At 65.1% G+C, this 21,199-nt stretch carries 23 protein-coding genes; 10 read left to right on the top strand and 13 right to left on the bottom strand.

Annotated elements, in window-relative coordinates; all coding sequences use genetic code 11:
* The first annotated feature begins 4 nt into the window (after window positions 1–4).
* Together BLQ10_RS02520 and BLQ10_RS02515 are read left to right on the top strand one after the other, a co-directional pair.
* On the top strand, window positions 5–709 hold the full coding sequence (locus BLQ10_RS02520; protein WP_302847279.1) for an amino acid ABC transporter ATP-binding protein: 705 nt from the start codon (window positions 5–7) through the stop codon (window positions 707–709).
* Window positions 710–769: 60 nt separating this feature from the next.
* Window positions 770–2,308 carry a UxaA family hydrolase gene (locus BLQ10_RS02515; RefSeq protein WP_254785370.1) on the top strand — a complete coding sequence of 513 codons (1,539 nt, stop codon included), beginning with the start codon at window positions 770–772 and terminating at the stop codon, window positions 2,306–2,308.
* Window positions 2,309–2,310: 2 nt separating this feature from the next.
* Here BLQ10_RS02515 and BLQ10_RS02510 read toward each other — a convergent pair whose 3' ends face one another.
* The gene (locus tag BLQ10_RS02510; RefSeq protein ID WP_254785369.1) at window positions 2,311–2,985 is read right to left on the bottom strand and encodes a GntR family transcriptional regulator; all 675 of its coding nucleotides are present in this window, start codon (window positions 2,983–2,985) and stop codon (window positions 2,311–2,313) included.
* 280 nt (window positions 2,986–3,265) lie between these two features.
* On the opposite strand from BLQ10_RS02510, the gene BLQ10_RS02505 reads away from it, so the two are divergent.
* The 6 genes from BLQ10_RS02505 to BLQ10_RS02480 all read left to right on the top strand — a co-directional run bounded on the left by BLQ10_RS02505 (window position 3,266) and on the right by BLQ10_RS02480 (window position 8,646).
* A complete protein-coding gene (locus BLQ10_RS02505) occupies window positions 3,266–4,588 on the top strand; it encodes an L-fuconate dehydratase (protein ID WP_091558034.1) in 1,323 nt (440 codons plus the stop codon).
* 61 nt (window positions 4,589–4,649) lie between these two features.
* Window positions 4,650–5,675, top strand: a complete 1,026-nt coding sequence (locus BLQ10_RS02500; RefSeq protein ID WP_091558032.1) for a zinc-dependent alcohol dehydrogenase — start codon at window positions 4,650–4,652, stop codon at window positions 5,673–5,675.
* The gene (gene kduD, locus BLQ10_RS02495; protein ID WP_091558029.1) at window positions 5,672–6,442 is read left to right on the top strand and encodes a 2-dehydro-3-deoxy-D-gluconate 5-dehydrogenase KduD; all 771 of its coding nucleotides are present in this window, start codon (window positions 5,672–5,674) and stop codon (window positions 6,440–6,442) included. Before BLQ10_RS02500 ends, kduD begins: the two co-directional genes overlap by 4 nt.
* On the top strand, window positions 6,439–7,107 hold the full coding sequence (gene eda, locus BLQ10_RS02490) for a bifunctional 4-hydroxy-2-oxoglutarate aldolase/2-dehydro-3-deoxy-phosphogluconate aldolase (RefSeq protein WP_091558027.1): 669 nt from the start codon (window positions 6,439–6,441) through the stop codon (window positions 7,105–7,107). The genes kduD and eda overlap by 4 nt, the downstream gene beginning before the upstream one ends.
* On the top strand, window positions 7,107–8,189 hold the full coding sequence (locus tag BLQ10_RS02485) for a sugar kinase (protein WP_091558024.1): 1,083 nt from the start codon (window positions 7,107–7,109) through the stop codon (window positions 8,187–8,189). Before eda ends, BLQ10_RS02485 begins: the two co-directional genes overlap by 1 nt.
* A 133-nt stretch (window positions 8,190–8,322) precedes the next feature.
* Window positions 8,323–8,646 carry a hypothetical protein gene (locus BLQ10_RS02480; protein ID WP_091558022.1) on the top strand — a complete coding sequence of 108 codons (324 nt, stop codon included), beginning with the start codon at window positions 8,323–8,325 and terminating at the stop codon, window positions 8,644–8,646.
* 36 nt (window positions 8,647–8,682) lie between these two features.
* On the opposite strand, the gene BLQ10_RS02475 is transcribed toward BLQ10_RS02480, so the two are convergent.
* The 8 genes from BLQ10_RS02475 to BLQ10_RS02440 form a co-directional block, all read right to left on the bottom strand.
* A complete protein-coding gene (locus BLQ10_RS02475) occupies window positions 8,683–9,429 on the bottom strand; it encodes a GOLPH3/VPS74 family protein (protein ID WP_091558019.1) in 747 nt (248 codons plus the stop codon).
* Between the two features lie 90 nt (window positions 9,430–9,519).
* Window positions 9,520–11,073, bottom strand: a complete 1,554-nt coding sequence (locus BLQ10_RS02470) for an FAD-dependent oxidoreductase (RefSeq protein WP_139164167.1) — start codon at window positions 11,071–11,073, stop codon at window positions 9,520–9,522.
* Entirely contained in the window at window positions 11,070–12,281 is a 1,212-nt protein-coding gene (locus BLQ10_RS02465; RefSeq protein ID WP_139164166.1) for an FAD-binding protein, read from the bottom strand. Before BLQ10_RS02465 ends, BLQ10_RS02470 begins: the two co-directional genes overlap by 4 nt.
* On the bottom strand, window positions 12,193–12,558 hold the full coding sequence (locus BLQ10_RS02460) for an FAD-dependent oxidoreductase (protein ID WP_091558015.1): 366 nt from the start codon (window positions 12,556–12,558) through the stop codon (window positions 12,193–12,195). The genes BLQ10_RS02465 and BLQ10_RS02460 overlap by 89 nt, the downstream gene beginning before the upstream one ends.
* Window positions 12,555–13,949, bottom strand: a complete 1,395-nt coding sequence (locus tag BLQ10_RS02455; protein ID WP_217635767.1) for an FAD-dependent oxidoreductase — start codon at window positions 13,947–13,949, stop codon at window positions 12,555–12,557. Before BLQ10_RS02455 ends, BLQ10_RS02460 begins: the two co-directional genes overlap by 4 nt.
* An 85-nt stretch (window positions 13,950–14,034) precedes the next feature.
* On the bottom strand, window positions 14,035–14,868 hold the full coding sequence (locus BLQ10_RS02450) for an SDR family NAD(P)-dependent oxidoreductase (protein ID WP_091558010.1): 834 nt from the start codon (window positions 14,866–14,868) through the stop codon (window positions 14,035–14,037).
* Window positions 14,858–15,244: an NIPSNAP family protein gene (locus BLQ10_RS02445; protein WP_175558447.1), complete on the bottom strand. Its 387-nt coding sequence runs from the start codon at window positions 15,242–15,244 to the stop codon at window positions 14,858–14,860. Before BLQ10_RS02445 ends, BLQ10_RS02450 begins: the two co-directional genes overlap by 11 nt.
* Before the next feature lie 4 nt (window positions 15,245–15,248).
* Entirely contained in the window at window positions 15,249–16,670 is a 1,422-nt protein-coding gene (locus BLQ10_RS02440) for an MFS transporter (protein WP_175558446.1), read from the bottom strand.
* 189 nt (window positions 16,671–16,859) lie between these two features.
* Between BLQ10_RS02440 and BLQ10_RS02435 the strand changes: the two genes are divergently transcribed.
* Entirely contained in the window at window positions 16,860–17,624 is a 765-nt protein-coding gene (locus BLQ10_RS02435) for an IclR family transcriptional regulator (protein ID WP_139164165.1), read from the top strand.
* A gap of 153 nt (window positions 17,625–17,777) precedes the next feature.
* On the opposite strand, the gene BLQ10_RS22605 is transcribed toward BLQ10_RS02435, so the two are convergent.
* Both BLQ10_RS22605 and BLQ10_RS02425 read right to left on the bottom strand, forming a co-directional pair.
* A complete protein-coding gene (locus BLQ10_RS22605; protein ID WP_254785368.1) occupies window positions 17,778–18,074 on the bottom strand; it encodes a hypothetical protein in 297 nt (98 codons plus the stop codon).
* Between the two features lie 27 nt (window positions 18,075–18,101).
* Window positions 18,102–18,671 carry a hypothetical protein gene (locus BLQ10_RS02425; RefSeq protein ID WP_091558000.1) on the bottom strand — a complete coding sequence of 190 codons (570 nt, stop codon included), beginning with the start codon at window positions 18,669–18,671 and terminating at the stop codon, window positions 18,102–18,104.
* 409 nt (window positions 18,672–19,080) lie between these two features.
* Here BLQ10_RS02425 and BLQ10_RS02420 point away from each other — a divergent pair, with 409 nt between their 5' ends.
* Entirely contained in the window at window positions 19,081–19,899 is an 819-nt protein-coding gene (locus BLQ10_RS02420) for a hypothetical protein (protein ID WP_091557997.1), read from the top strand.
* A 184-nt stretch (window positions 19,900–20,083) separates the two neighbouring features.
* Here BLQ10_RS02420 and BLQ10_RS02415 read toward each other — a convergent pair whose 3' ends face one another.
* A complete protein-coding gene (locus tag BLQ10_RS02415; protein WP_091557996.1) occupies window positions 20,084–20,389 on the bottom strand; it encodes a hypothetical protein in 306 nt (101 codons plus the stop codon).
* 186 nt (window positions 20,390–20,575) lie between these two features.
* Window positions 20,576–21,199, bottom strand: a 624-nt coding sequence (locus BLQ10_RS02410) for an SDR family oxidoreductase (RefSeq protein ID WP_254785367.1), incomplete at its 5' end; no start/stop codon positions are given.

Below are 21,199 nucleotides of genomic sequence, written 5' to 3'. Positions count from 1 at the left end.
GAATTTGAATAAGAAGTTCGGGCCGAACCATGTGCTCAAGGGCATCGATTGCCACATCCGCGAGCGTGAGGTGGTGTGCGTCATCGGTCCCTCAGGATCCGGCAAAAGCACCTTTCTGAGGTGCATGAACGGCCTGGAGACGATCTCATCGGGCAGCATCGTCATCAACAAGCATCGGTTGGACGATTCGAAGACCAATATCAATCTGGTCCGGCAGGAGGCGGGGATGGTCTTCCAGCATTTCAACCTGTTCCCGCACCTGAAAGTCATCGACAACGTCATGCTTGCCCCGCTCAAGGTCGCCAAGACCTCCAAGGAGGAAGCCCGCGCCAAGGCTGAAATGCTGCTGACAAAGGTGGGCCTTGCGGAAAAGATGGACACCTTCCCTGGGAACCTGTCGGGCGGTCAGATGCAGCGTGTCGCCATAGCCCGAGCGCTGGCGATGGACCCCAAAATCATGCTTTTTGATGAACCCACCTCGGCGCTTGACCCCGAAATTGTCGGCGAAGTGCTGGCCGTGATGAAGGACCTGGCAAATGAGGGCATGACCATGGTGGTTGTCACCCACGAAATGGGGTTCGCCCGGGAAGTGGCCGACCGCGTGATCTTCATGGATCAGGGACGGATCGTCGAGGAAGGCACACCGGAAGAGATCTTCTCTTCCCCCCAGCACGGACGAACCCAGGGATTCCTGAGCAAGGTTCTCTAGCACCATCGACCGCCCGATTTGAATTCGTCCTGCCGAAACATCGAACAAAGGCTTATCCCCGTGACCGCTGCCATAGCGCCCCTAATCCACCTTCACACTGAAGACAACGTGGCCATCACCACTCAGGACATGCAGGTCGCCTCAACGGCTAGTGCGGGCGACCAGTTGGTAACGCTGGCCGCCGCGATTCCGCGCAGCCACAAGGTCGCCGTACGCGACATCGCCGAGGGCGCACCGGTCCGCCGGTACGGACAGATCATCGGTTTCGCCCGGTCGGACATCAGCACCGGGGACCACGTTCACCTGCACAATCTGGACTACAAGGAGTTCGACCGCGCGTACGAATTCTGCGTGGATGCCAAGGACGAGCCCGTTCTGCCCCTTAGCGAGCGGGCAACCTTTCAGGGCTACGTCCGCTCGGACGGCAAGGTCGGAACCCGGAATTACATCGGCGTCCTAAGTACGGTCAACTGCTCCGCCACGGCAGCGAGCCAGATCGTCCAGCGCCTCCGGTACTCCGGTGTGCTGGACCAGTATGAGAACGTCGACGGCGTCGTTGCACTGACGCATGGCACCGGATGCGGCATGGCCCAGGAGGGCGAGGGGATGGACATCCTCCGCAGAACCATGCGCGGGTACCTCACCCATCCCAATTTCGGCGGCTTCCTGGTGCTGGGCCTTGGCTGCGAAGACAACCAGATCAGTCAACTGACCCAGGACGTTCAGCTCCGCCCGGACCTGCCCATCGTGTACTCGACCATCCAGGAACTCGGCGGAACGTCGAAGACCATTGCCGCCGGCATCGGCTGGCTCACCGGCATGCTGGGGCAGGTCAACCAGACGAAGCGAACCACCGTCCCGGCATCCGAGCTCGTTCTCGGAACCAACTGCGGTGGCTCTGATGCCTACTCCGGGATCACCGCCAATCCCGCTCTCGGCAACGCCGTGGACCGTCTGGTCCATCAGGGAGGGACCGGGATCGTCGGCGAGACCCCCGAAATCTATGGCACCGAGCACATGCTCGTCCGGCGGGCGGCCACCGAGGCCGTGGCCCACAAGCTGCTGGCACGCATCGACTGGTGGCGCGACTACACCGCGAAAAACTCGGGATCCATGGACAACAACCCGTCTCCGGGCAACAAGGAGGGCGGGCTCACCACCATTCTCGAAAAATCCCTGGGCGCCGTCGCCAAGGGAGGCACCACCACCCTCGCGGACGTCGTGGAGTACGCGGAACCCGTCACGTCCAAAGGGTTCGTGTTTATGGATACCCCCGGCCACGATCCCGTGTCGGTCACGGGCATCGTCGCCGGCGGGGCCAATCTGGTCTGCTTCACCACCGGCCGCGGATCAGCGTTCGGATGCGCCCCGGTGCCCAGCATCAAACTCGCGACAAACACCGAACTCTATGACCGCATGACCGAGGACATGGACATCAACTGTGGCGGCGTGGCCGACGGCACCACCTCAATCGAGGACCTGGGAGAGGAAATTTTCAGGACGATCCTCGACGTTGCCTCGGGGACCCACACCAAGAGCGAAGACTTCGGCTATGGCGACAAGGAATTCGTTCCGTGGATGGTCGGCACGGTGATGTAGCCCTAGTGCTGGAGCCGGAGCGGTAGTCGCTTTGTGTGTGCCAGCGTTGGAGATCCTGCACTGACATCAAAGGCCACGGAAAACCGCCCGAATGAGTTTTTAATGTGGTCAGACATGGCTTGCTCTGCCGTGTCAGGATCGGCGTTGGCGACGGCGGTGGCAATGCGTCGATGCTCATCGATCGTGTCAGCCCTGTAGAGGTCCCGGGGATACAAGCGGAATATGTGCAGGTGGCAGTGGGTCTGTGCGTAGGCCTGCCCGATGACGGGGTTCCCGGTTGCCGTCAGGATCAATTCGTGGAAACGCGCATCGTGCGCCACCATGTCCTGACGCAGGTCCTGGTCCGGAGCCGCCGTGTCGACGAACTTTTCCACCTCATGGAGGAGCTGGCTTCCGGGATTGGAAAGTCTGTCCACTGCTACCGCCCGGGCGGCCCAGGGTTCGACGAGCAGCCGGAACTCAAAGAGGTCATGCAGACCCTGAAGATCCAGAAGGGCCGTGGTGCTGTATCCCTTGCCCGGTGCGTAGTTAATCAGGTTGTCGCCTTCCAGGCGCTGCAACGCTTCACGAACCGGCGTCTGGGACACACCAAAGGTCCGGGAAATAGCCTCGATATTGATCCGCGAGTCCGGTGCGATCTCCCCCGACATGATGGCCGCGCGAAGCAACGTGTACACCTCGCTCGTAGGGACCTTGGCTGGCTCTACGGGAGTTCTACTTGGCACTGAACCCCTCCGTCTCTCCGTAAGTGTGGGCCTAACGAAGCATATGTGATCGACCGCCGCCCAGCACCTCACACACGATCGCGCCCGGACCCGATTGTGGCCCGGCAGCACTATTGCTTGACTCAGGTCACACCCTATATATAATTACGGATATTCCTATAGGATTCGATCTCAGAGCATCACTTTGGAACGCCACGCCCGCACTCACCAGCTCATTCGTTAAGGAATCAAAATGACAGTCATCACCGGGGTCGACGTCGTAGACGTCCGCTTCCCCACATCACTGACCGCGGACGGCTCTGACGCCATGAACAAGGACGGCGACTACTCCGCCGCTTACGTCGTCCTCCACACCGACGACCCGCAGCTCTCGGGCTACGGATTCACCTTCACGATTGGCCGCGGCAACGACCTTTGTGTTGCCGCCGCCGAACAGCGTGCGCTGCCGCTGATCGGACGCAGCGTCGAAGAGATCACTTCGGATCTGGGCGGCATCTACCGCGAACTGCAGTCCGACTCCCAGCTTCGCTGGCTCGGCCCGGAGAAAGGCGTCATTCACCTCGCCCTCGCCGCAGTCATGAACGCCGTGTGGGACCTGGCCGCACGCCGGGCCGGCAAGCCGCTGTGGAGGCTGCTGGCCGAGATGACACCGGAAGAGCTCGTCAACGCCGCGGACATGCGTTACCTCTCGGACGCGCTCACCCGCGACGAAGCACTGGAGCTGCTGAGGAACCTCGAAGGAACACGCAAAGACCGGATCGCGCAGCTGGATGTGTCCGGATACCCCTCCTACACCACGTCTGCCGGCTGGCTCGGTTACTCCGACGACAAACTCCGCATGCTCTGCCAGGAGGCTGTGGACGCGGGCTACCGTCACATCAAGCTGAAGGTCGGCGCCGATCTTCAGGACGACGTCCGCCGCTGTTCAATCGCCCGCGAAGTCATCGGCGACGACGCCCACCTGATGATCGACGCGAACCAGGTCTGGGACGTTCCGGAGGCGATCGAGTGGGTCAGCGCCTTGGCCGAATTCAAGCCGCTGTGGATCGAAGAACCGACCAGCCCGGACGATGTCCTCGGGCATGCTGCGGTCCGGAAGGCCGTGGCACCCATCGGTGTAGCCACCGGCGAACACGGAATGAACCGTGTCCTGTTCAAGCAGCTGTTCCAGGCCGAGGCAATCGACTACTGCCAGCTGGACGCCTGCCGGCTGGGCAGCGTCAATGAGGTTCTTTCCGTGCTGTTCATGGCAGCCAAATTCGGGGTCCCGGTCTGTCCCCACGCAGGCGGCGTGGGCCTCTGCGAGCTGGTGCAGCACCTGTCGATCTTCGACTTCGTTGCCGTCTCGGGAAGCCTGGAGGGTCGGGTTACCGAGTTCGTTGATCACCTCCACGAGCATTTCGTCGATCCCTGCATCGTGCGCGACGGCGCGTACGTCCTGCCGTCCCTTCCCGGCTACAGCGCAGAGATGTTCGAGACCACCCTGGCCGAGTTCTCATTTCCCGCAGGCACGTACTGGGCTAAAGCCAGGAACGCCGCTCCCGTCAGCGTCTAAGTCATCCGCGGGGCCGGGCCTGTCCCGGCCCCGCAAAAGCCTCCCAATAAAGGAATAAGACATGCCAGCGGCAACATACATCGGCAACAGCACCATCAACATCGTCGAAAGCAGCCAACGCCCGCCCGCGCCGGGCGAGGTCCAGATCGACGTCGCCTTCACGGGAATCTGCGGGACCGATCTTCACATCTTGCACGGCAACATGGACTCCCGGGTCACCTTTCCGGCGATCATCGGTCACGAAATGTCCGGCCGCATCTCGGCTCTCGGCGAAGGCGTCAGCGGCTGGAACCTTGGCGACCCGGTCACGGTCATGCCCCTTGACTGGTGCGGCGACTGCCCCGCGTGCAAGGCCGGACATCAGCATATTTGCCAGAACCTGAACTTCATCGGCATCGACTCGGCGGGCTCGCTGCAGAAGCAGTGGAACGTCCCGGAGACCGTCCTTGTCAGGCTGCCGGATTCCCTGCGCCTGGATCACGCCGCCCTGGTTGAACCCGTTGCGGTTTCGGTCCACGACGTCCGCCGCGCCGAGATTCAACCGGGCGAGAAAGCCGTCGTCATCGGCGGCGGACCCATCGGTGTCCTCATCGCCACCTCCGCCCGGCATGCCGGCGCCGAGGTTGTTGTGCTGGAGCTCGACGGCGACCGCCGCGCCAGGATTCAAGAGCTGGGCTTTGAAGTACTGGACCCGCAGGCGCAGGACCAGGTCGAATGGGTCAACACCTGGACAGGCGGCGCCGGCGCCGACGTCGTCTTCGAGGTTTCCGGGGCTGCGGCCGCGGTGCTGGGAGCGACGGCGCTGGCAAAGGTGAGGGGCCGGCTCGTGATCGTGGCCATCCACCCCCAGCCCCGGCCCGTGGACCTTCAGCGGGTGTTCTGGCGCGAACTGACCCTCGTGGGCGCCCGGGTCTACGAACGCCGGGACTTCGAGACGGCGGTGGAGCTGCTGGCCGCCGGTGTCATACCGGCCGATCAGCTGATCACCGGAACCGTACCCCTCGAGCGGACCGCGGATGCCTTCAGCCGGCTCGCTGCCGGCGATGCCATGAAGATCCTGGTCGACTGCCAGGCGGTACCGGCGTGAGCACACATTCGTTCGACCTGACCGGGAAGCTTGCTGTTGTCACCGGCGCGAAACGCGGCCTGGGACGGGCCATGGCCGAGGCCCTGGCCGCCGCCGGGGCCGACATCATCGGCGTCAGCGCAACCCTGGAGCCCGAGGGCAGCCAGGTCGCCCAGGCGGTCGAGTCACTCGGGCGCAATTTCAGCGCCCGGACCGTCGACTTCTCGGACCGGGAAGCGGTCGGCGCCCTTGGCGTTGAACTCGCCGCCATGGAACGGCCCGTCGACATCCTCGTCAACAACGCGGGCACCATCGAGCGGGCACCCGCGGCAGAGCACTCGGACGATCTCTGGGACCATGTGCTGCAGGTGAATCTGTCCTCGCAGTTTGTGCTGAGCCGCGAAATCGGCCAGGCCATGATCCAGCGTGGCGCCGGGGGCAAGATCATTTTCACCGCGTCCCTGCTGAGCTTCCAGGGCGGCATCAACGTCCCCGGCTATACCGCCGCCAAATCCGGCATCGCCGGACTGACCAAGGCGCTGTCCAACGAGTGGGCGGTCCACGGCATCAACGTCAACGCCATCGCCCCCGGGTATATCGCCACAGATAACACCGAGGCGTTGCGCAACGACCCCAGCCGGTCCCAAGCAATATTGGACCGCATCCCGGCCGGCCGCTGGGGCACTGCCGATGACATGGCCGGGGCCGTCGTCTTCCTGGCCAGCCGCGCCTCGGACTACGTCTCCGGCACGGTGCTGTCAGTGGACGGCGGATGGCTGGGACGATGACTCACACCTCGACAGCAACCGTCACCGGGATACTCGCTGAAATCCAGATAGTTCCGGTGGTGGTCCTGAATGACCCTGCCGGGGCGAACGAACTCGCCGACGCCCTGGTTGCAGGCGGAATCCCCTGCGCTGAAATCACCTTCCGCACGCCTGCCGGCCTGGAAGCGCTGAAGGCACTTCGCGGGCGCACCGATCTCCTGCTCGGTGCCGGCACGGTGCTGAACGCCGCCGACGTGGATCTCGCCGCCGATGCGGGCGCGAAGTTCATCGTCAGCCCCGGGTTCGGAGCCGACGTCGTTACACGGTGCCGTGAGCGCGGCGTCACCGCCATCCCGGGAGTCGCAACAGCCTCAGAACTGCAGGCGGCCGTAGCTGCCGGCCTCCGGCACGTGAAGTTCTTCCCCGCCGAACAAGCAGGCGGCCTGCCGATGCTCAGCGCACTCTCCGGCCCCTTCCCCGAGGTGCGGTTCATGCCCAGCGGCGGCCTGCGCCCGGACAACGTGAACGCCTACCTGGACCATCCTGCGGTGTTCGCCGCCGGAGGCAGCTGGATGGTCCCCCGCGCCGCGATTGTTGCGGGCAACTTCCAGGAAATTGCCCGCCTGTGCGCTGAAACCCGTTCAGCGCTGGCCGAACACCACCGCACGAACAAGGGATCGACCTGATGCCTCTGACGGTCAAAGCCGACGCGTCCTACGATGCCGTGGCGCTGGGTGAGATCATGCTGCGCCTGGACCCGGGAGCCGGGCGGATCCGCACGGCCCGGCAATTCGACGTATGGGAGGGCGGCGGCGAGTACAACGCGATCCGGGCCCTGAGCCACGTCTTCGGGCAGCGGACAGCCGCACTGTCAGCGCTCGTCGACAATGACATCGGGCATCTCATCGAAGGCCTGGCCCGCGCCGGCGGCGTGGACACCTCCCTCATTAAGTGGGTTCCGTATGACGGTCTGGGACGTGATGCCCGCAACGGGCTGAACTTCACGGAACGAGGCTTTGGCATCCGCGGCGCGCGGGGCGTCTCCGACCGCGGAAATACGGCAGTCTCGCAGATGAGCGCCGAGGACGTGGACTTCGAGGACCTCTTCGGCGTGCGCGGCGTCCGCTGGTTCCACACCGGCGGCATCTTTGCCGGGCTCTCCGACAACTCTTGTGCGACGGCGATCGCCGCCATGACGTCCGCCCGGAAACACGGCACGGTTGTCTCCGTGGACCTTAACTACCGTCCGAGCCTGTGGGCAGACCACGGGGGCCAGGAGCGGGCCGCCGCCGTTTTCACGCAGCTCACCGAATCCGCCGACGTCGTCATTGGAGGTGAAAGCGACTTTATCGACAGGCTCGGCATCGAGGCTCCCCCCGAGCCCCTGGCAGGCGCGCCGCGATTTACCTCAATCGCATCCCGGACACTCGCCCGGTTCCCCAACCTGGGCATGATTGCCACAACCACCCGTAGGGTCAGCAGCGCCAGCCGCAACGACTGGCACGGCATGTGCCACACATCAGCGACCGGAACCGTTACCTCCCGGGAACGGATGGACCTGGAGATTCTCGACCGGGTTGGCGGCGGCGACGGATTCGCGTCCGGCCTGATCTACGGTTTGTTGCAGGGACTCTCGGTTCAAGAAGCCGTTGATATCGGTGCGGCCCACGGTGCATTGGCAATGACCACCCCCGGCGACAACTCCATGGCGACCCTGGCGGAAGTCCTGACCGCGGCTCAAGGACAGGGCACGTCCACCAACCGTTAGGACCGTGCCTACCGACGGAAAGGCAGAAGCCGGCCGCACGATTGCTGAAGTTATTTGATCGCCAAGAGGCCATCTGGCCGATCCGCAGGCATAGGCTACAAACAGAACGTCCCAACAACGCCGGGAGCTCATCATGGACACTGAAACCGCCGATGTCATCGGCCATGATGTCACCACCATCACCTGCGTATGCGGTAACACTGTCAGCCAAAACGGATTAATCCAGTGCAACTCAGAAGGCATCCCCGTTTACATCGGAGGGAACACCCCTGTCCCCGCAGGGCTGGCCAAATGGCCGGAGGATGAGGAACTCTACACCCTGTGTCCATCATGCGGCCGCGTGTACCGTGACACGGTCATCGAAGAGACAGGGACCGCACCCGTTGCTTTCCGGGTCGATGTCGCCGCCGGCCGAATTGCAGAGGCAATCCGAGTCCATTGGGGGCTCAACACTTAGGGCTCAACTCCCGTGCCTAGCGATTTCATGGAAGCCTCATAAGCCTGGTTCTTCTTCCTCCGCCAGTCTGATCATGCGCAGTTCGTCCTCCACCGCGCGGGAAGGCCAATAGTCCTTCGCCAGCTCACTTGTCCGGATCTTATCCGTTGCCGGTACGAGCTTGCCGAGCAGCCCGGCAGCCTGAAGCAAGGCGATCAGCGCTGTGGTCCTGGCATCGGGCGCCTGGACATCAGGCTTCGCGGAAGCGGGCGCCCCGGCCTCGGGTACCCCGACATTGGTCGCCGTGGCATCAGACTTCGCGGGAGCGGGCGTCCCGGCACCGGACGGCGCAGCGCTGAGTTCGGCCTGGATCTTTTTCAGGAGCGCCGCCTCCGGAGCGTGGTCCTTCTCCGGGTACCGCACGGTCCGGAACAGACCCAGGTGTTTTTCGCCGACATGTTCCACGATGCCCAGTGCCGCCAACCCCTCGTAGACACGCTGCACTTCGGCGCGACCCTCCAGCATGGAGACCCACCGCTTGGGCGTGTGGGGCCGAGATTTGCTACGGATGAGCTCCAGCTCGTGCTGGAAGTCCGTTTGTGGTGCGGTGCCGGTAGCCCTGACGCGCTTTCCCTGCAGCCCGATTGCACCGATCAGGTCCAGCTCGGCCAATATTGCCCCTGCCAAAGTCGTCCTGAGTGCGTATATCGGCACCTGAGGTGTGCCGTGTTGGTCGTTCGTTGCGAGAAGGAGGAAGGCCTGGGGAAGGTTCAGCTCGGCCACCTTCGGCGTTTCAGCGCTCATACGACCATCGTGGCGCGGTTGGGCAGTCGCCACAATGAGAGATTTTCAAGCGTCCACGTCGGCGTCTACGGTGCCCTGCCCCGCAGGCCTTTAGCCCACGGCGACGCCTGCCGCGACCCTCAGGTCACGCCGGCTCGGGGCCTGGGCCACATTGCGTCCGGCGATGCGTCCCGAAACCATTGCCCAGCCGATGTGCAGCCCGTGGTTGAGCAGCTGGAGTCCGCCCTGCCCGGTTGATCCGGCGGCCCACAGGCCGGGGATGGCTTCGCCTTCGGCCGTGGTCACCCGGAGTTCGGTGTCGACGGCCAGTCCGCCGTCGGCCAGGGTGATGTAGGCGTTCATCGGGCCGAGCGCGTAGAACGGCCCCTCGCTCACGCCCTGGCCAAGGTGCTGGCGGTTGAAGTCGTCGTCGTTGCCCACCTCCACCTTTGCATTCCATTCCGCAACGCTCGCTGTCAGCGCCGCGGGATCGAGGCCGGTGCTCGCGGCCAGTTCCTCGATGGTGCCAGCCCGGTGGTACACGTCCGGGCGGTACCGCTTGTAGTCATCGACGTAGGCGTAGGCCACTCCGGGGAACGTGGACACCGGGTTGGGCCACGTCGAGAACTTTTTGGCCACCCGCTCGTCGAAGATCATGTAGGCGGTGTTCTTGCCATCGGCAGCGGTGGCCCGTGCCATGGCCTGGTCCCAATCCTCGTTGGCGATTCGCTTCCCGCCGTGGCCCACCAGGATCGCCCCGGCACGATACATGGTGTTGTTGGGGCCAACCCAGCTGGTCAGGGCGCCGCGGATGACGTAGGCCAGGATCTTCCGCGGCAGGCGCTCGGCCACCAGGCGCATTGCCTTGGAAATGAGCGGATGGGACGGAAGCATCTTGATCGGGTCCACCCGGGTGGAGGGGGCAAAGCGAAGCCCCTCATACAGGCGGTCCATCTGGATCATGACCCCGCCCGCCTCGGTTCCCAGCTTAAAACCGTCGCCGGTGTTGTTGGGGTTGACCGGCGGGATCTTGGCCGCGTCCTGCCCCACGTACTTGGCCTTCATTTCGGTGGATGCCGAATAGTCGCCGGTTGCCAGGATGACGCCCTGGCGACCGAAGTACTCCACGCCGTTGGCCCTCGCGCCGATGATCTCGCCGTCGGCATTGCGCAGCAACTCCTCCACGCGCATGGAGGTGTGGATGACCACGCCGCGCTTTTTGCACTCACGCCGGAGCGCCTCGGCGTAGGCTCCGGAGTTGGGCAGGACGTTGTGCATGCGCGGCTTCTCGTAGGGTGGCTCGGGGGTGGGGCCGAGGAACTGCACGCCGATGCTGCCGAGCCACTCCACGGTGGGGCCTGCGTTTTCGGCGAGGATCCGGCGCAGTTCCTTGTTTTCGCGCTGCTCGAATTCGCCGTTGGCCACCTTCATGTCCTCGACGAACAGCTCGATGCTGTCATTGACCCCGGCGCGGTACTGGTAGGCCGTGTTGGCGGCAGTGAAGGAGCCCACGGACATCGCGGTGCTGCCGCCCACCTTGGGGCACTTTTCCAGCACAATCACAGTGGCTCCGCTGGTGGCCGCCGAGATCGCGGCACTCATGCCGGACCCTCCGCCGCCGATCACCAGGACGTCTGCCGTTGAACTCACTGCTATTGAACTCACTGTGCATTCCTTTCACTGCCGTGCCCGTCTGCGACGACGGCGTAGCTTTCGTTCCGTACGAATGAGGCCGCCCGCTCGGCCGCGGACCCACCGGCCCAGCGGCCGGTGATGTAGCCCGGGGCCAGGCCGCCGGCGTAACCGTAGTTGGACAGCCCGCCAATATCGGCACCGGCGGCGAACAGCCCAGGCACCGTCCCGCCGTCGTGATCCAGAGCCTCACCCCGCGCATTGGTGCGGATCCCGCCGAAGGTGAAGGTGATGGACGGCTGGACCATGAGCGCGTAGAAGGGGCCGTTTTGCGGCGCCCGCGCGGAAGCGGACACTGTGACGCCATCGGCGGTGCCGCCGCCGTGGCCCGCAACTTCCGCATAGCGGTCCATGGTGCGGTAGAGCTGATCGCGGTCCACGCCCCAGCCGGCGAGTATGTCCACCAGTTCCGGAAGAGTCTGTGCGACGGCGTGCTTCCCGCCGGCTTCGATTGCGATGCCGAGGCGGTCGATGCTGCCCAAGCCTGGGAACGGTTCCTCGAGCACTTCCGTGCTCCGCACGAACTCGTCGAAGATGAGGACACCGCGTGCTTGGGGCTGGAAGGTGACCGCTTGGTTGAGCAGTTCGTCGCCGTCGGTCTCGTCAGCAAAGCGCTTGCCCTGCAGGTTCACCAGCACCGTGGAGCCGGAGTAGTACTGCGAATAAGGCAGGTAGTTTTCGGCCTCGAAGCTGTGGACCGGATACGGCAGCAGGTGCCCGTAGAAGGTGCTCATCGCCGTCGTCCCTCCGGTGCCCGCGGCGCGCGCGAGGCGCAGTCCATCGCCGACGCTACCGGGGTTGGAGCGCAGCACCAGCCTGTCCGCGTTGGGTCCAATGGAACGCGTCAGTTCGGCGCGGTCGCCCTGGAATCCGCCGCTGGCCAGAACGACGGCGCCGGCCTCGTAGCGGATGCGGCGCCCGTCCGCGGCGCGCACCAGGACTCCCGTCACGGCGCGGGCGTCACGCACCAGTTCCGTGACGACGGCTCCCGCGGTGGTCTCTCCGCCGGCGGCGAGGACCTGGTCCCGGCACCAGGCCAGGATGCCGTGGATGTCCGTGGAGTAGCCGATGCCGAAGGTCATGATGTCCTGCTTAGGCTCCCCGGCGACCCGGACGCCGGCGGCCCGCAACTCCGCGAGCGCCTCCTCGTAGTCGCCCACCAGGCGGCTGCCGAGATCCACGTTTCCCAGCGGAATCCGCTTCCGGTAGGCATCGACGGCTCGGTGCGGTCCAGAACATGCCCGCCGAGAGCGCGGCCGAACCGCCGAACGCCGCCTGCTTCTCCAGCAGCGCGACTTTGGCACCTCGCCGGGCGGCGGTCATGGCCGCGGCGGAACCGCTGACGCCGGATCCGACCACCACCACGTCCACCCGGCGGACCTCGTCCACGCCATGTGTCTCACCGACGCCATGGCCCGTTGCCACAAGACGTTCCTTCTGCTTTGTGCCTATGGTCATCGCGCCACGCTCGATGCCAGCTTGGCGGCGGCGTGCTCTGCGGCAATGCGGCCGAAGACGGCGCCCTTGCCCAGCGAGGTTCCGGTCATATAGGCGGCACCGTGGAATCCGCCGGTGAGCTCGCCGATCGCGTACAGGCCGCGGATCACATCGCCGTCGACGTCCACCACCTCGGCTTTGGGAGTGATGGTCAGGCCACAGTAGGTGGTGGTCATCAGGGACTTGGCCGGGTAGGCGTAGAACGGTCCCTGGTCCAGCGGCAGTAGTTCGCCAACGCCGTTGCACAGGTTGGTGCGGCCCACTTCGTCACCATCCCGGCTGGCCACCGAAGCGTTGTAGCGGCCCACCGTCGCCACTAGGGCGGCGGCGTCGATGCCAGCGGCCTCGGCCAGTTCCGCCAGGGTGTCCGCCTTGAAGATGTGGCCCAGGTCCTCGATCATGCCAATGTCATTGAGCGGGATACCGGGGTGCGATTTGGCCCGGACCTTCGCATCGAAGATCTCAAAACCCAGTCCCTCGGGCTGCTTGAGCACCTCGCGGCCCAGGGTCTTGTAGGACTTGGACTCGTCAACGAAGCGCCGGCCGTCCTTGTTCACGATGATTGCGCCCATGTAATACGCGGTGAGCAATTCATGGAACTCCTCGCCGGTTTCCGGGTGGGAACCGTAGGTGGCGGTGATGTAGGACATGTCCGCCACGCCTGCGCCGAGTTTCCAAGCCATCTTGAGGCCGTCACCAGTGTTGCCCACCCCGCCGTAGGGGATGGCGGCGAGTTGTTCCGGCGCAAAGGTGCGCAGCAGATCAGTGCTGCGGCTGAAGCCGCCGGTCGCCAGGATCACGCCCGCGCGTGCATTGAACAGGGACTCGGTGCCTTCGGATTCGACGACGACGCCGGTCACCGAGCCTTCGTTGCTACGCACAAGCCGGACCGCGCGGTGTCCCAGACGGGTTTCGCCGCTTTTTTCGATGAAGGTCCCGTGCAGATTGGCGAGCAGTTCGGTGATCACGGTGTTGTGGCTGCGCGGCGCGGACTGTCCGGAGCTGATTTCCAGGGCCCGGAAGTTCGCGCCCTGGTCCTTGAGCCAGTGGTAGGTCTCGTCCTGGCGTGCCAGGTACGCGTCCAGCAGAGCACGGTCGTTGACGCCGCCGCCGGTGGAGAGCATGTCCTGCAGGAACAGTTCCGCGGTGTCCTCCACACCTTCGGCCGCCTGCTCTTCGGTCCCGGAGAAGGCGAAGAATCCGCCGCTCATGGCCGAGGAGCCGCCGAGCTTGCCGGTCTTTTCCAGCAGTACCACCTTGAGGCCGGCTTGTGCCGCGCTGGTGGCTGCAGACTGTCCCGCGATGCCGGATCCGAGGACCACCACATCGTAGTCGTATTCGGGCATTGTCATGGTGCTGTCCCTTTCAGGTGTATTGCTGTCATTGGTTCTGGCGCGGCCCTTTTGAGGCAGGTTGCGTTCGCGGCTGCTGGGAGCATCAGCAGGTGAGCCAGCCGCCGTTGACGTCCAGGCTGATGCCGGTGATGTAGGTGGACTGGTTTCCGGTGAGGAAGGCCACCGCGTCGGCGATCTCCTCCGGCCTTGCGAAGCGCTTCATCGGGACCTGCCCCAGGAGTTTGGCGTCCTGGGGGACGCCGCCCATCATCTGCGTCTGCACGAATCCCGGCGCCACGCCGTTGACGCGGATATTCAGGTCGGCAAGTTCGTGGGCGAGGCTGGCCGTCAAGTTCTGCAGCGCGGCCTTCGATGCCCCGTAGGCCACGGAGCTGGGCAGGAACGGCGCGAAGTCCGCGTCCGGGCTGCCGCCGGTGCCTGTCTTGGCCGTGATGGAAAGCAGGTTCACGATGCTGGCGGAACCGTCCGTGGGCATGTGCCGGTAGACCTCGCGGATGAGGAAGAACGGCGCCGCGACGTTGACCGCCATCACGTTGTTCCATTCCTCGTCGCTGACTTCGAAGAAGCGGATCTTGCGGCCGTTGCGCTTGGGGGAGATGCCGACGGCGTTCACCACCACGCCCACCGTGCCCGTTTCGGCCGCGAACGCGGCAAGTTCCCGGTTGGTGGCCCCCACGGCCAGATCGCCGGCGAAGCCGCGGTGTTCGGCCCAGCCCACGTCCGGGAGCGCTGCGGCCGTCCGGTCCGCTGCTTCCCGGTCGATGTCGGCAATGACGACGGCGTAGCCTTCCGCGGCCAGGCGTCGGCTGATCGCCTGGCCAATGCCTCCGGCGCCGCCGGTCACGATCGCCGTCTGCAGCAGGACCGGCTGCTTGACCGCCTCCGCTTCGATGGTGGCCGTGGGATCACTTGTCATGGCCAGGCTCCTGGTTCCGGCTGAACGCCGTGTATGGGTCGGTTATGGCAACGGGCAGGGTGCGGATCGGCGAGAACGACGTCGGGTACATGATCCGGTTCTCCATCGTCATGATCATTGGCCTGATGATGGCCAGGCATTCCTGCCACTTCCCGTTCTTGGCGAGCTCGGCGCGGCGGGTCCGGCGGTCCTCCAGGTCCTCATAGGCCCAGAAGTGGTTGAGCTCGTTCTGCCGCCCGAACTCTGTGACGAAGTAGCCGAGGAAGCCTCCCAGGATCGGCTTCTGCGCGGGAAGGCCGATGCTTTCGTAGGCTTCGAGGTACTCATTGAGCCGGGCGCCGGTGTTCAGGACGTAGGTCCGCTGTTCAACAATCACCGGGTCACGGCCCCTCTCCGGCAGCGGCGGAGCCCACCAGCCCGGCGACGGGCGACTTCGTCGTCGTTTCTTCAGCGGGAACGTAGCGGCCGAAGCGGTGCTGGCCGCCCTCGAGGGTTTTGCCGTCGCCCATCAGCACCAGGTTGATCAGCGCGGCGACGATGATCACGATCCAGGCAACGGTGATGGAGACGGTGCTGCCGCCGCTGATGCTCATCAGCCATGAGGCCAGGAACGGTGCGGGAGCGGCGAAGACCAGGTTGGACCCGGTGAGCGCGAGAGCTGATCCCGTGTACCGCATATGGGTGGGGAACGCCTCGGCGAAGAGTGCACCCTGCCCGGCGTTTCCGAACTGCGCGGTCACCAGGGAGAACGCCACCATGCCGAGCGTCAGCGGGAAGCTGCCCAGGTTCACGATGGGGAAGAACAGGACGGCGGCCAGCAGGGTGCCCGCGGATCCGATCGTCAAGATCCGACGGCGGCCGTAGACGTCGGCGAGCCGGCCGCCCCACCAGATCGCGATCACGGAGAGGAAGTTGGAGATCATGATGATCGTGAACGTCTGGCTCTGCGTGAAGCCGTGGGTAGTGAGGTAGCTGATGCCGAACACGGAGACGATGTAAAAGGTCACGACGATTGGGGCGTAGGCCAGGGTGAGTCGCAGGATGGTGGCGCCGTGGCTCTTGATGACGGTGGCCGGGTTGCTGGGTTCCTGGGCGATCTCCTGCATGCCTTCCTTGAAGACCGGGGTCTCTTCGACCTTGAGCCGGATGTAGATGCCCACAGCCACCAGCAGGATGCTCAGCAGGAACGGCACGCGCCAGCCCCAGGCGAGAAACGCGTCTGGGCTCAGCACGCCGGCGAGGACGGCCAGCATCAGGTTCGCGGCCACCTGGCTGATGGGCGAACCCATCGCCATGAGCGCACCGTAGAAGGCGCGGCGGTCCGCGGGGGCGTGTTCCATGGTCATCAGCTGGGCTCCGGTGGCCTCGCCTCCCAGCGCGATGCCCTGGACGAAGCGCATGAGAACCAGCAGTGCCGGGGCGGCGATGCCGATCGCCGACTGCGGCGGAAGGAGGCCGATGGTCATGGACGCGACGCCCATCATGATGAAGGTGGTGAGCAGGATCTTGCGGCGTCCCAGGCGGTCCCCCAGATGGCCGAACACGATTCCGCCGAGCGGGCGGGCCAGGAATCCGACCCCGAATGTTGCGAAGGATGCAAGCAGCGCGATCGCGGGAGTCATGTCATTGAAGAACAGCTTGGGGAACACGGTTGCGGCCATGGCACCGTAGACCGCGAAGTCGAACCATTCAAGGGCAGACCCGAAGGTACCGCTGAGGACGGCTCGCTTGGCCTGCCGGGAGGCGGGCGTTGCGGGCTTGAGCGAGCGTTTTGCGGCTCGTGACGGCTGGGACAGACTCATCAAGACTCCTTCGTCGGGTGAGCAGAGCGGCGCCTGTGGCGCCTTTAGTTTTGGGGGCATTCAGTTGGGGAGTTCAGCTGGGGAGTGAACGACGCGCGGCCCGGGCTTTCATGGGACGCGGTGCGCAGGTTGTGATGTGAGGCTAGCCACCCCTGTGCGCCGAGCGCAACAACTGGTAACGTAAATTGCGTGATACGCAAAGATGAAGCGCCCCGGGTAGAGTCCGTCCACCGGGCGCTGGTGCTGCTCAAGCACATGGCGGGGCAGGGTTCAATCAGCGTGACCGAGGCTTCCAGCCTGCTTGAGGTCAATCCCTCGACGGCCCAGCGCCTGCTGGTGACGCTGGTCGGAGACGGCTTCGCCGAGCAGGCTGCCCAGCGGCGCTACGCCCCGGGCCCCGAGCTCCGGCGGGCGGCCGTCGACAACGCCCCGCCGTCGCTGCGCGTGCGTGTGCGCCCGTACCTGGAGCGGCTCTTCGCACGGGTGGGCGAGACCAGCCATCTCGCTACGCTCATCGGCACGGAGATCCACCACCTGGACGGCATCGAGGCCACCACCCATGCGCTCCGCTTTGGCCTGCGCACTGGCGTCGTCCTTCCAGCCCATGTGACCTCCGCAGGCAAGGCAATGCTGGCGGACCTGCCGCGCGAGGACATCGAGAGGCGCTACCGCGTCCTCGACGACACGGCCTCAGCCGTCAATGCCGGCATCGATTTCCCCCGGCTCTACCGGGACGTGGACCAAGCGCGCCGGCAGAAGATCGGCATGAACTTCGAAGAGAGCGAGGACGGCGTGGCGGCCATGGCCGTGTCCCTGGGCCTGGTTGATGGCCAACACGCTGCCTTGAGCATCGCCATGCCGATCGCCCGCTTCGCCCGCCAGGACGCCAAACGTTTGTCCGCCCAACTGCTGGAGACGGCTGCGGAGTTCAAGAAGCAGGAGCTCCAGGCCTGACGTCGCTCCCGCACTGGCTCTTGGGGGATGATGCCGTGAGTCGACGCTCTGTTCCCCTTGGCCGAAATGCGCGGGATCACGTACCGGCGAGGACGGATCGTGATCCCGACCCGTGCCGGGCAGCCCTGATGGTGGGGCGCGGCAGCGGGCATGCTAGGCCTCCTGGTCGCCGGCCGTCATGTCGCCGACGCCGGGCGTGCCATCGGCGAGCGCGTAGCGCTGCAGCACCGCACCCTTCGGTGAGGCGACAACCGGTTCGATGAGTCTGAGGTTCGTCGGAACCAGGGGTCCGCGTCGGCGTCTACATTGCCCTGCCGCTGGCGTCGTCCACCATGGCAAATTGTGCGTAAACACCACCTGAATTCCCGCCCGACCTGCACCTACGCATGTGACGAGCTCGATGCTCCCGCCATCCTCGAGCTGCGGGGTGTCCTGCGTCGTCTCTGTCATCACGCCTGCTTCCCGTCGCCTGCGGTGCTACATCCGCCCGGGGAACTCCTTCACCTCGGATTTGAGTGTCTCCAACACCGCAAGATCATCGGCCGTCGGTTCGGTCCGTGCGATGGTCAAGGTCTGCATCATGTGCCCCAGTTCGACCCTGGTGATGACGTACGACTCGGCGTCGACCGTGAGGGCTCCAGTGAACTCCGGTTTCACCATGCTGGTAAGCGACGCCCGCCAGGAGCCGCTCTCTTCCTCCACGGGGACCGCGGCGTTCAACTGCCAGTCATCGTCGGGTCGCCCCAGAAAGGCAGACCAGCGGGGAAGGACGAGCGCCCACGGCGGCCGCATGGGAAGGTTCTCCATCGCCGGGCCATCCTCGGCGGCACGGCCTTCATGTGTCACCCGGGAGCCCTGCGGTGCCAGCTGGAACCGTGCGGCGCCGTCGATCGCGATGTCCCAGTAGCCGCCCTCGAAGTAGAGGAAGGCCCCACGCTCCCCGTCCGCATCAGGGTTGGCCGTAAAATCCGTGGCGAACGTACCGGCGAGGAATGCCGGCTCCATGCGGGCCAAGAGGCCGAGGAGCTGTTGGTGGTTCGGGCTCATGATCGCTCCGGTTATTTGAACTTGCACGAGACGGTCTGCTAGCAGGTGGCGAGGCGTTCGGCCGCGAGCTGAGACCCCCAGTAGACCACGATGTCGGTGATGGCGGGCCGGGGGCCACGGCGTTGAAGCGCAGTCCTTTGGGCCCGTAGATCACGGCGGGCCCGACCGCATGGAGGCCTTTCGCTCCCGTTGCCACCCAAGCCAGGCTTCCGCCACGTGACAGCCTCGGTCCCGACGTCCCTAGATCATGGATACTTCTCGATCTCCATCGGAGACCGCGGTTGCATGAACCTTGACCTTCCTCTTGTCTGTGAGAAGCGTCTCAAATAATTACGGCCGCAGCCGGGAGCCAGTCGCAGGCGGTAATGTTATCTGTTCGTAACATCTCCTGACTGAAATGTGTTTGAATATGCCTGAAGAGTCCGCTCCCGACGACAAGCCGAAACAGCTCCTCGGACTAAGTGGCACCCACACCATTGGCTCGGCTTTAGCCGCGGTGACCTCTGCCTTGGTGGGGTCCTTTCTAGGCGTTGCCGGGACGCTTATCGGAGCCGCACTCGGCTCTATCGTTGCCACGGTGGGCGCCGCCCTCTATGCCCGAACACTCAGTTCGGCCGCCACAGTGGCAATGAAAAAAATCCCCGCTCGACGCAGGGGCGGACTTCCCGCTGACGACGTCGACGTGCTGGCCGCCAGCGCGCCGGCCGAGAGCGACGAACCTCGAGCTAAACGTGTGAGGAGGCAGTTCACCCCCAAGACCTGGATCAAGGTCGGGGCGGTCAGTGCTGCCGCATTCGTAATCGCGATGGTCGGTGTCACGGCGGTCGAATTCGGAACCAATCGACCCATCTCCAGCCTCGTCTCGTCGACGTCGAGCATCGACGGCGGCGCGACCGGCCACACGACGACGCTGGGCAAAGCATTGAGCGGCACTGCGACTGTCCCGGACAAGACAGACGAATCGCCCGAGAACCCGGAGCAAGTGCCTAGGCAAGTCGAGCAAGGCGCTAACAAAGAAGATGGCCTGACTACCGACGGCAGCCCCAGTCGCGGGGACAGCGGCCCGGCCGGAACTGCAGAGCCGGGAGCCGACAAATCAAGCGACACCCCGCCGGCGGACGTCGCCCCGGAAACCGCACAGAGCCCGAAGCCCGCCCCGGAGACCGCACGGACCCCGGAGCCCGAGGTGTCCTCGGATTCGGGATCGGCCACGCAGCCCGCACCGTGATGGCGAAAGCTACGGATGCGGCCAGCTAGGAAACGCCGTGATCCTTAAAGACCGCGCCTAGGTTTGAAGAGCCACCCGGCATCGGTCCACCTCGCCGGGACGCCTAGCCTGCTAGTGACGGTGGGCGGAGCGACTGTGTTGTGGCGGCTGACTCATCCGGCGGGGACCACCGGATTCTCAGCGGTCAGCCCGCGCCCTGGCCCTCGCGGGCCACCTCTTCCAGAATCCTGGCTGTCGGCGCTGCCGTCATCAGCTGCCCTATCACCTCGGGCTTGTCCCACACCTGGCTGCGCAACTTTTCCAGAAAGCCGGTCGCGGCGTCCCTGGTGTCGAAGTCAAGGAGCACGGCCACGCTGTTCTGGTCCCCGGTATCCCGGAACAAGCGGACAGACCGGGCACCCGAGGCGGCGCGGCCTGCGGGATCCGTGTCGAAGACTTTCTTGAAAGCCTCGTATTCCCGGACCGGATAGCTAATCTGCAGGGTGAACATCGTCGTTCCTTTCCCTCGGGCTGTGGCAGGGACCACGATAGGCCTTCCAGCGTCATCCCGGTAGGGCCGGAGGACGGACTTGAACCGGCGCTGCGCTGCCCTCGTGAATGGCCAGGCGAACGAGCGACCCAAGCGGACGACGGCGGGTCCTCCCGCCGTCGTCCGCTTCCGTTTGGTGCGGCTTCCCTACAGGGCGGACCAGCCGCCGTCGGAGGCGAGGATGGCGCCGTTGATGTTGGTGCCGTCGTCGCTGAGCAGGAAGGTGATGGACGCGGCGAGCTGCGCGGCGGTGGCGGGTGTGGGGACGGTGGCCTGCATCAGCGGGCCGAGGCGTTCGGCCGCGAGCCGGGATCCCCAGGTGGCCACGATGTTGGTGATGGTGGGGCCGGGGGCCACGGCGTTGAAGCGCAGGCTGCTGGGCCCGTACATCACGGCCGAGTTTTTGGTCAGGCCGACGACGGCGTGCTTGGACGCGGTGTAGGCCGCCCCGGCGGCGGATCCGCGCAGGCCTGCCTCGGAGGCGACGTTGACCACGGAGCCGGTGCCGGCGTCCAGCATCAGCGGCACCACGGCGCGGGTGAGGCGCATGAGGGCGGTGACGTTGATCCGGAACACTCGGTCCCAGAGGTCGTCGTCCACCTCGTGGATCGGGGCAAAGTTGTCCATGATGCCGGCGATGTTCGCCAGCGCGTCGACCCGTCCGTCGGCGGCAGCGACGACGGCTGCCACGGTTTCCTCGGTGGAGATGTCGCCGGCCACGGGGACCAGGTCCAGTCCGGCGTTCTCGGCCACCAGGTCGTCCAGTCGTTC

The organism is Arthrobacter sp. ok362 (assembly GCF_900102785.1).
In the GTDB taxonomy this organism is placed as follows: domain Bacteria; phylum Actinomycetota; class Actinomycetes; order Actinomycetales; family Micrococcaceae; genus Arthrobacter.
The sequence above is the reverse complement of the archived record's forward strand: the minus strand, read 5'-3'. Positions and strand labels throughout refer to the sequence as shown.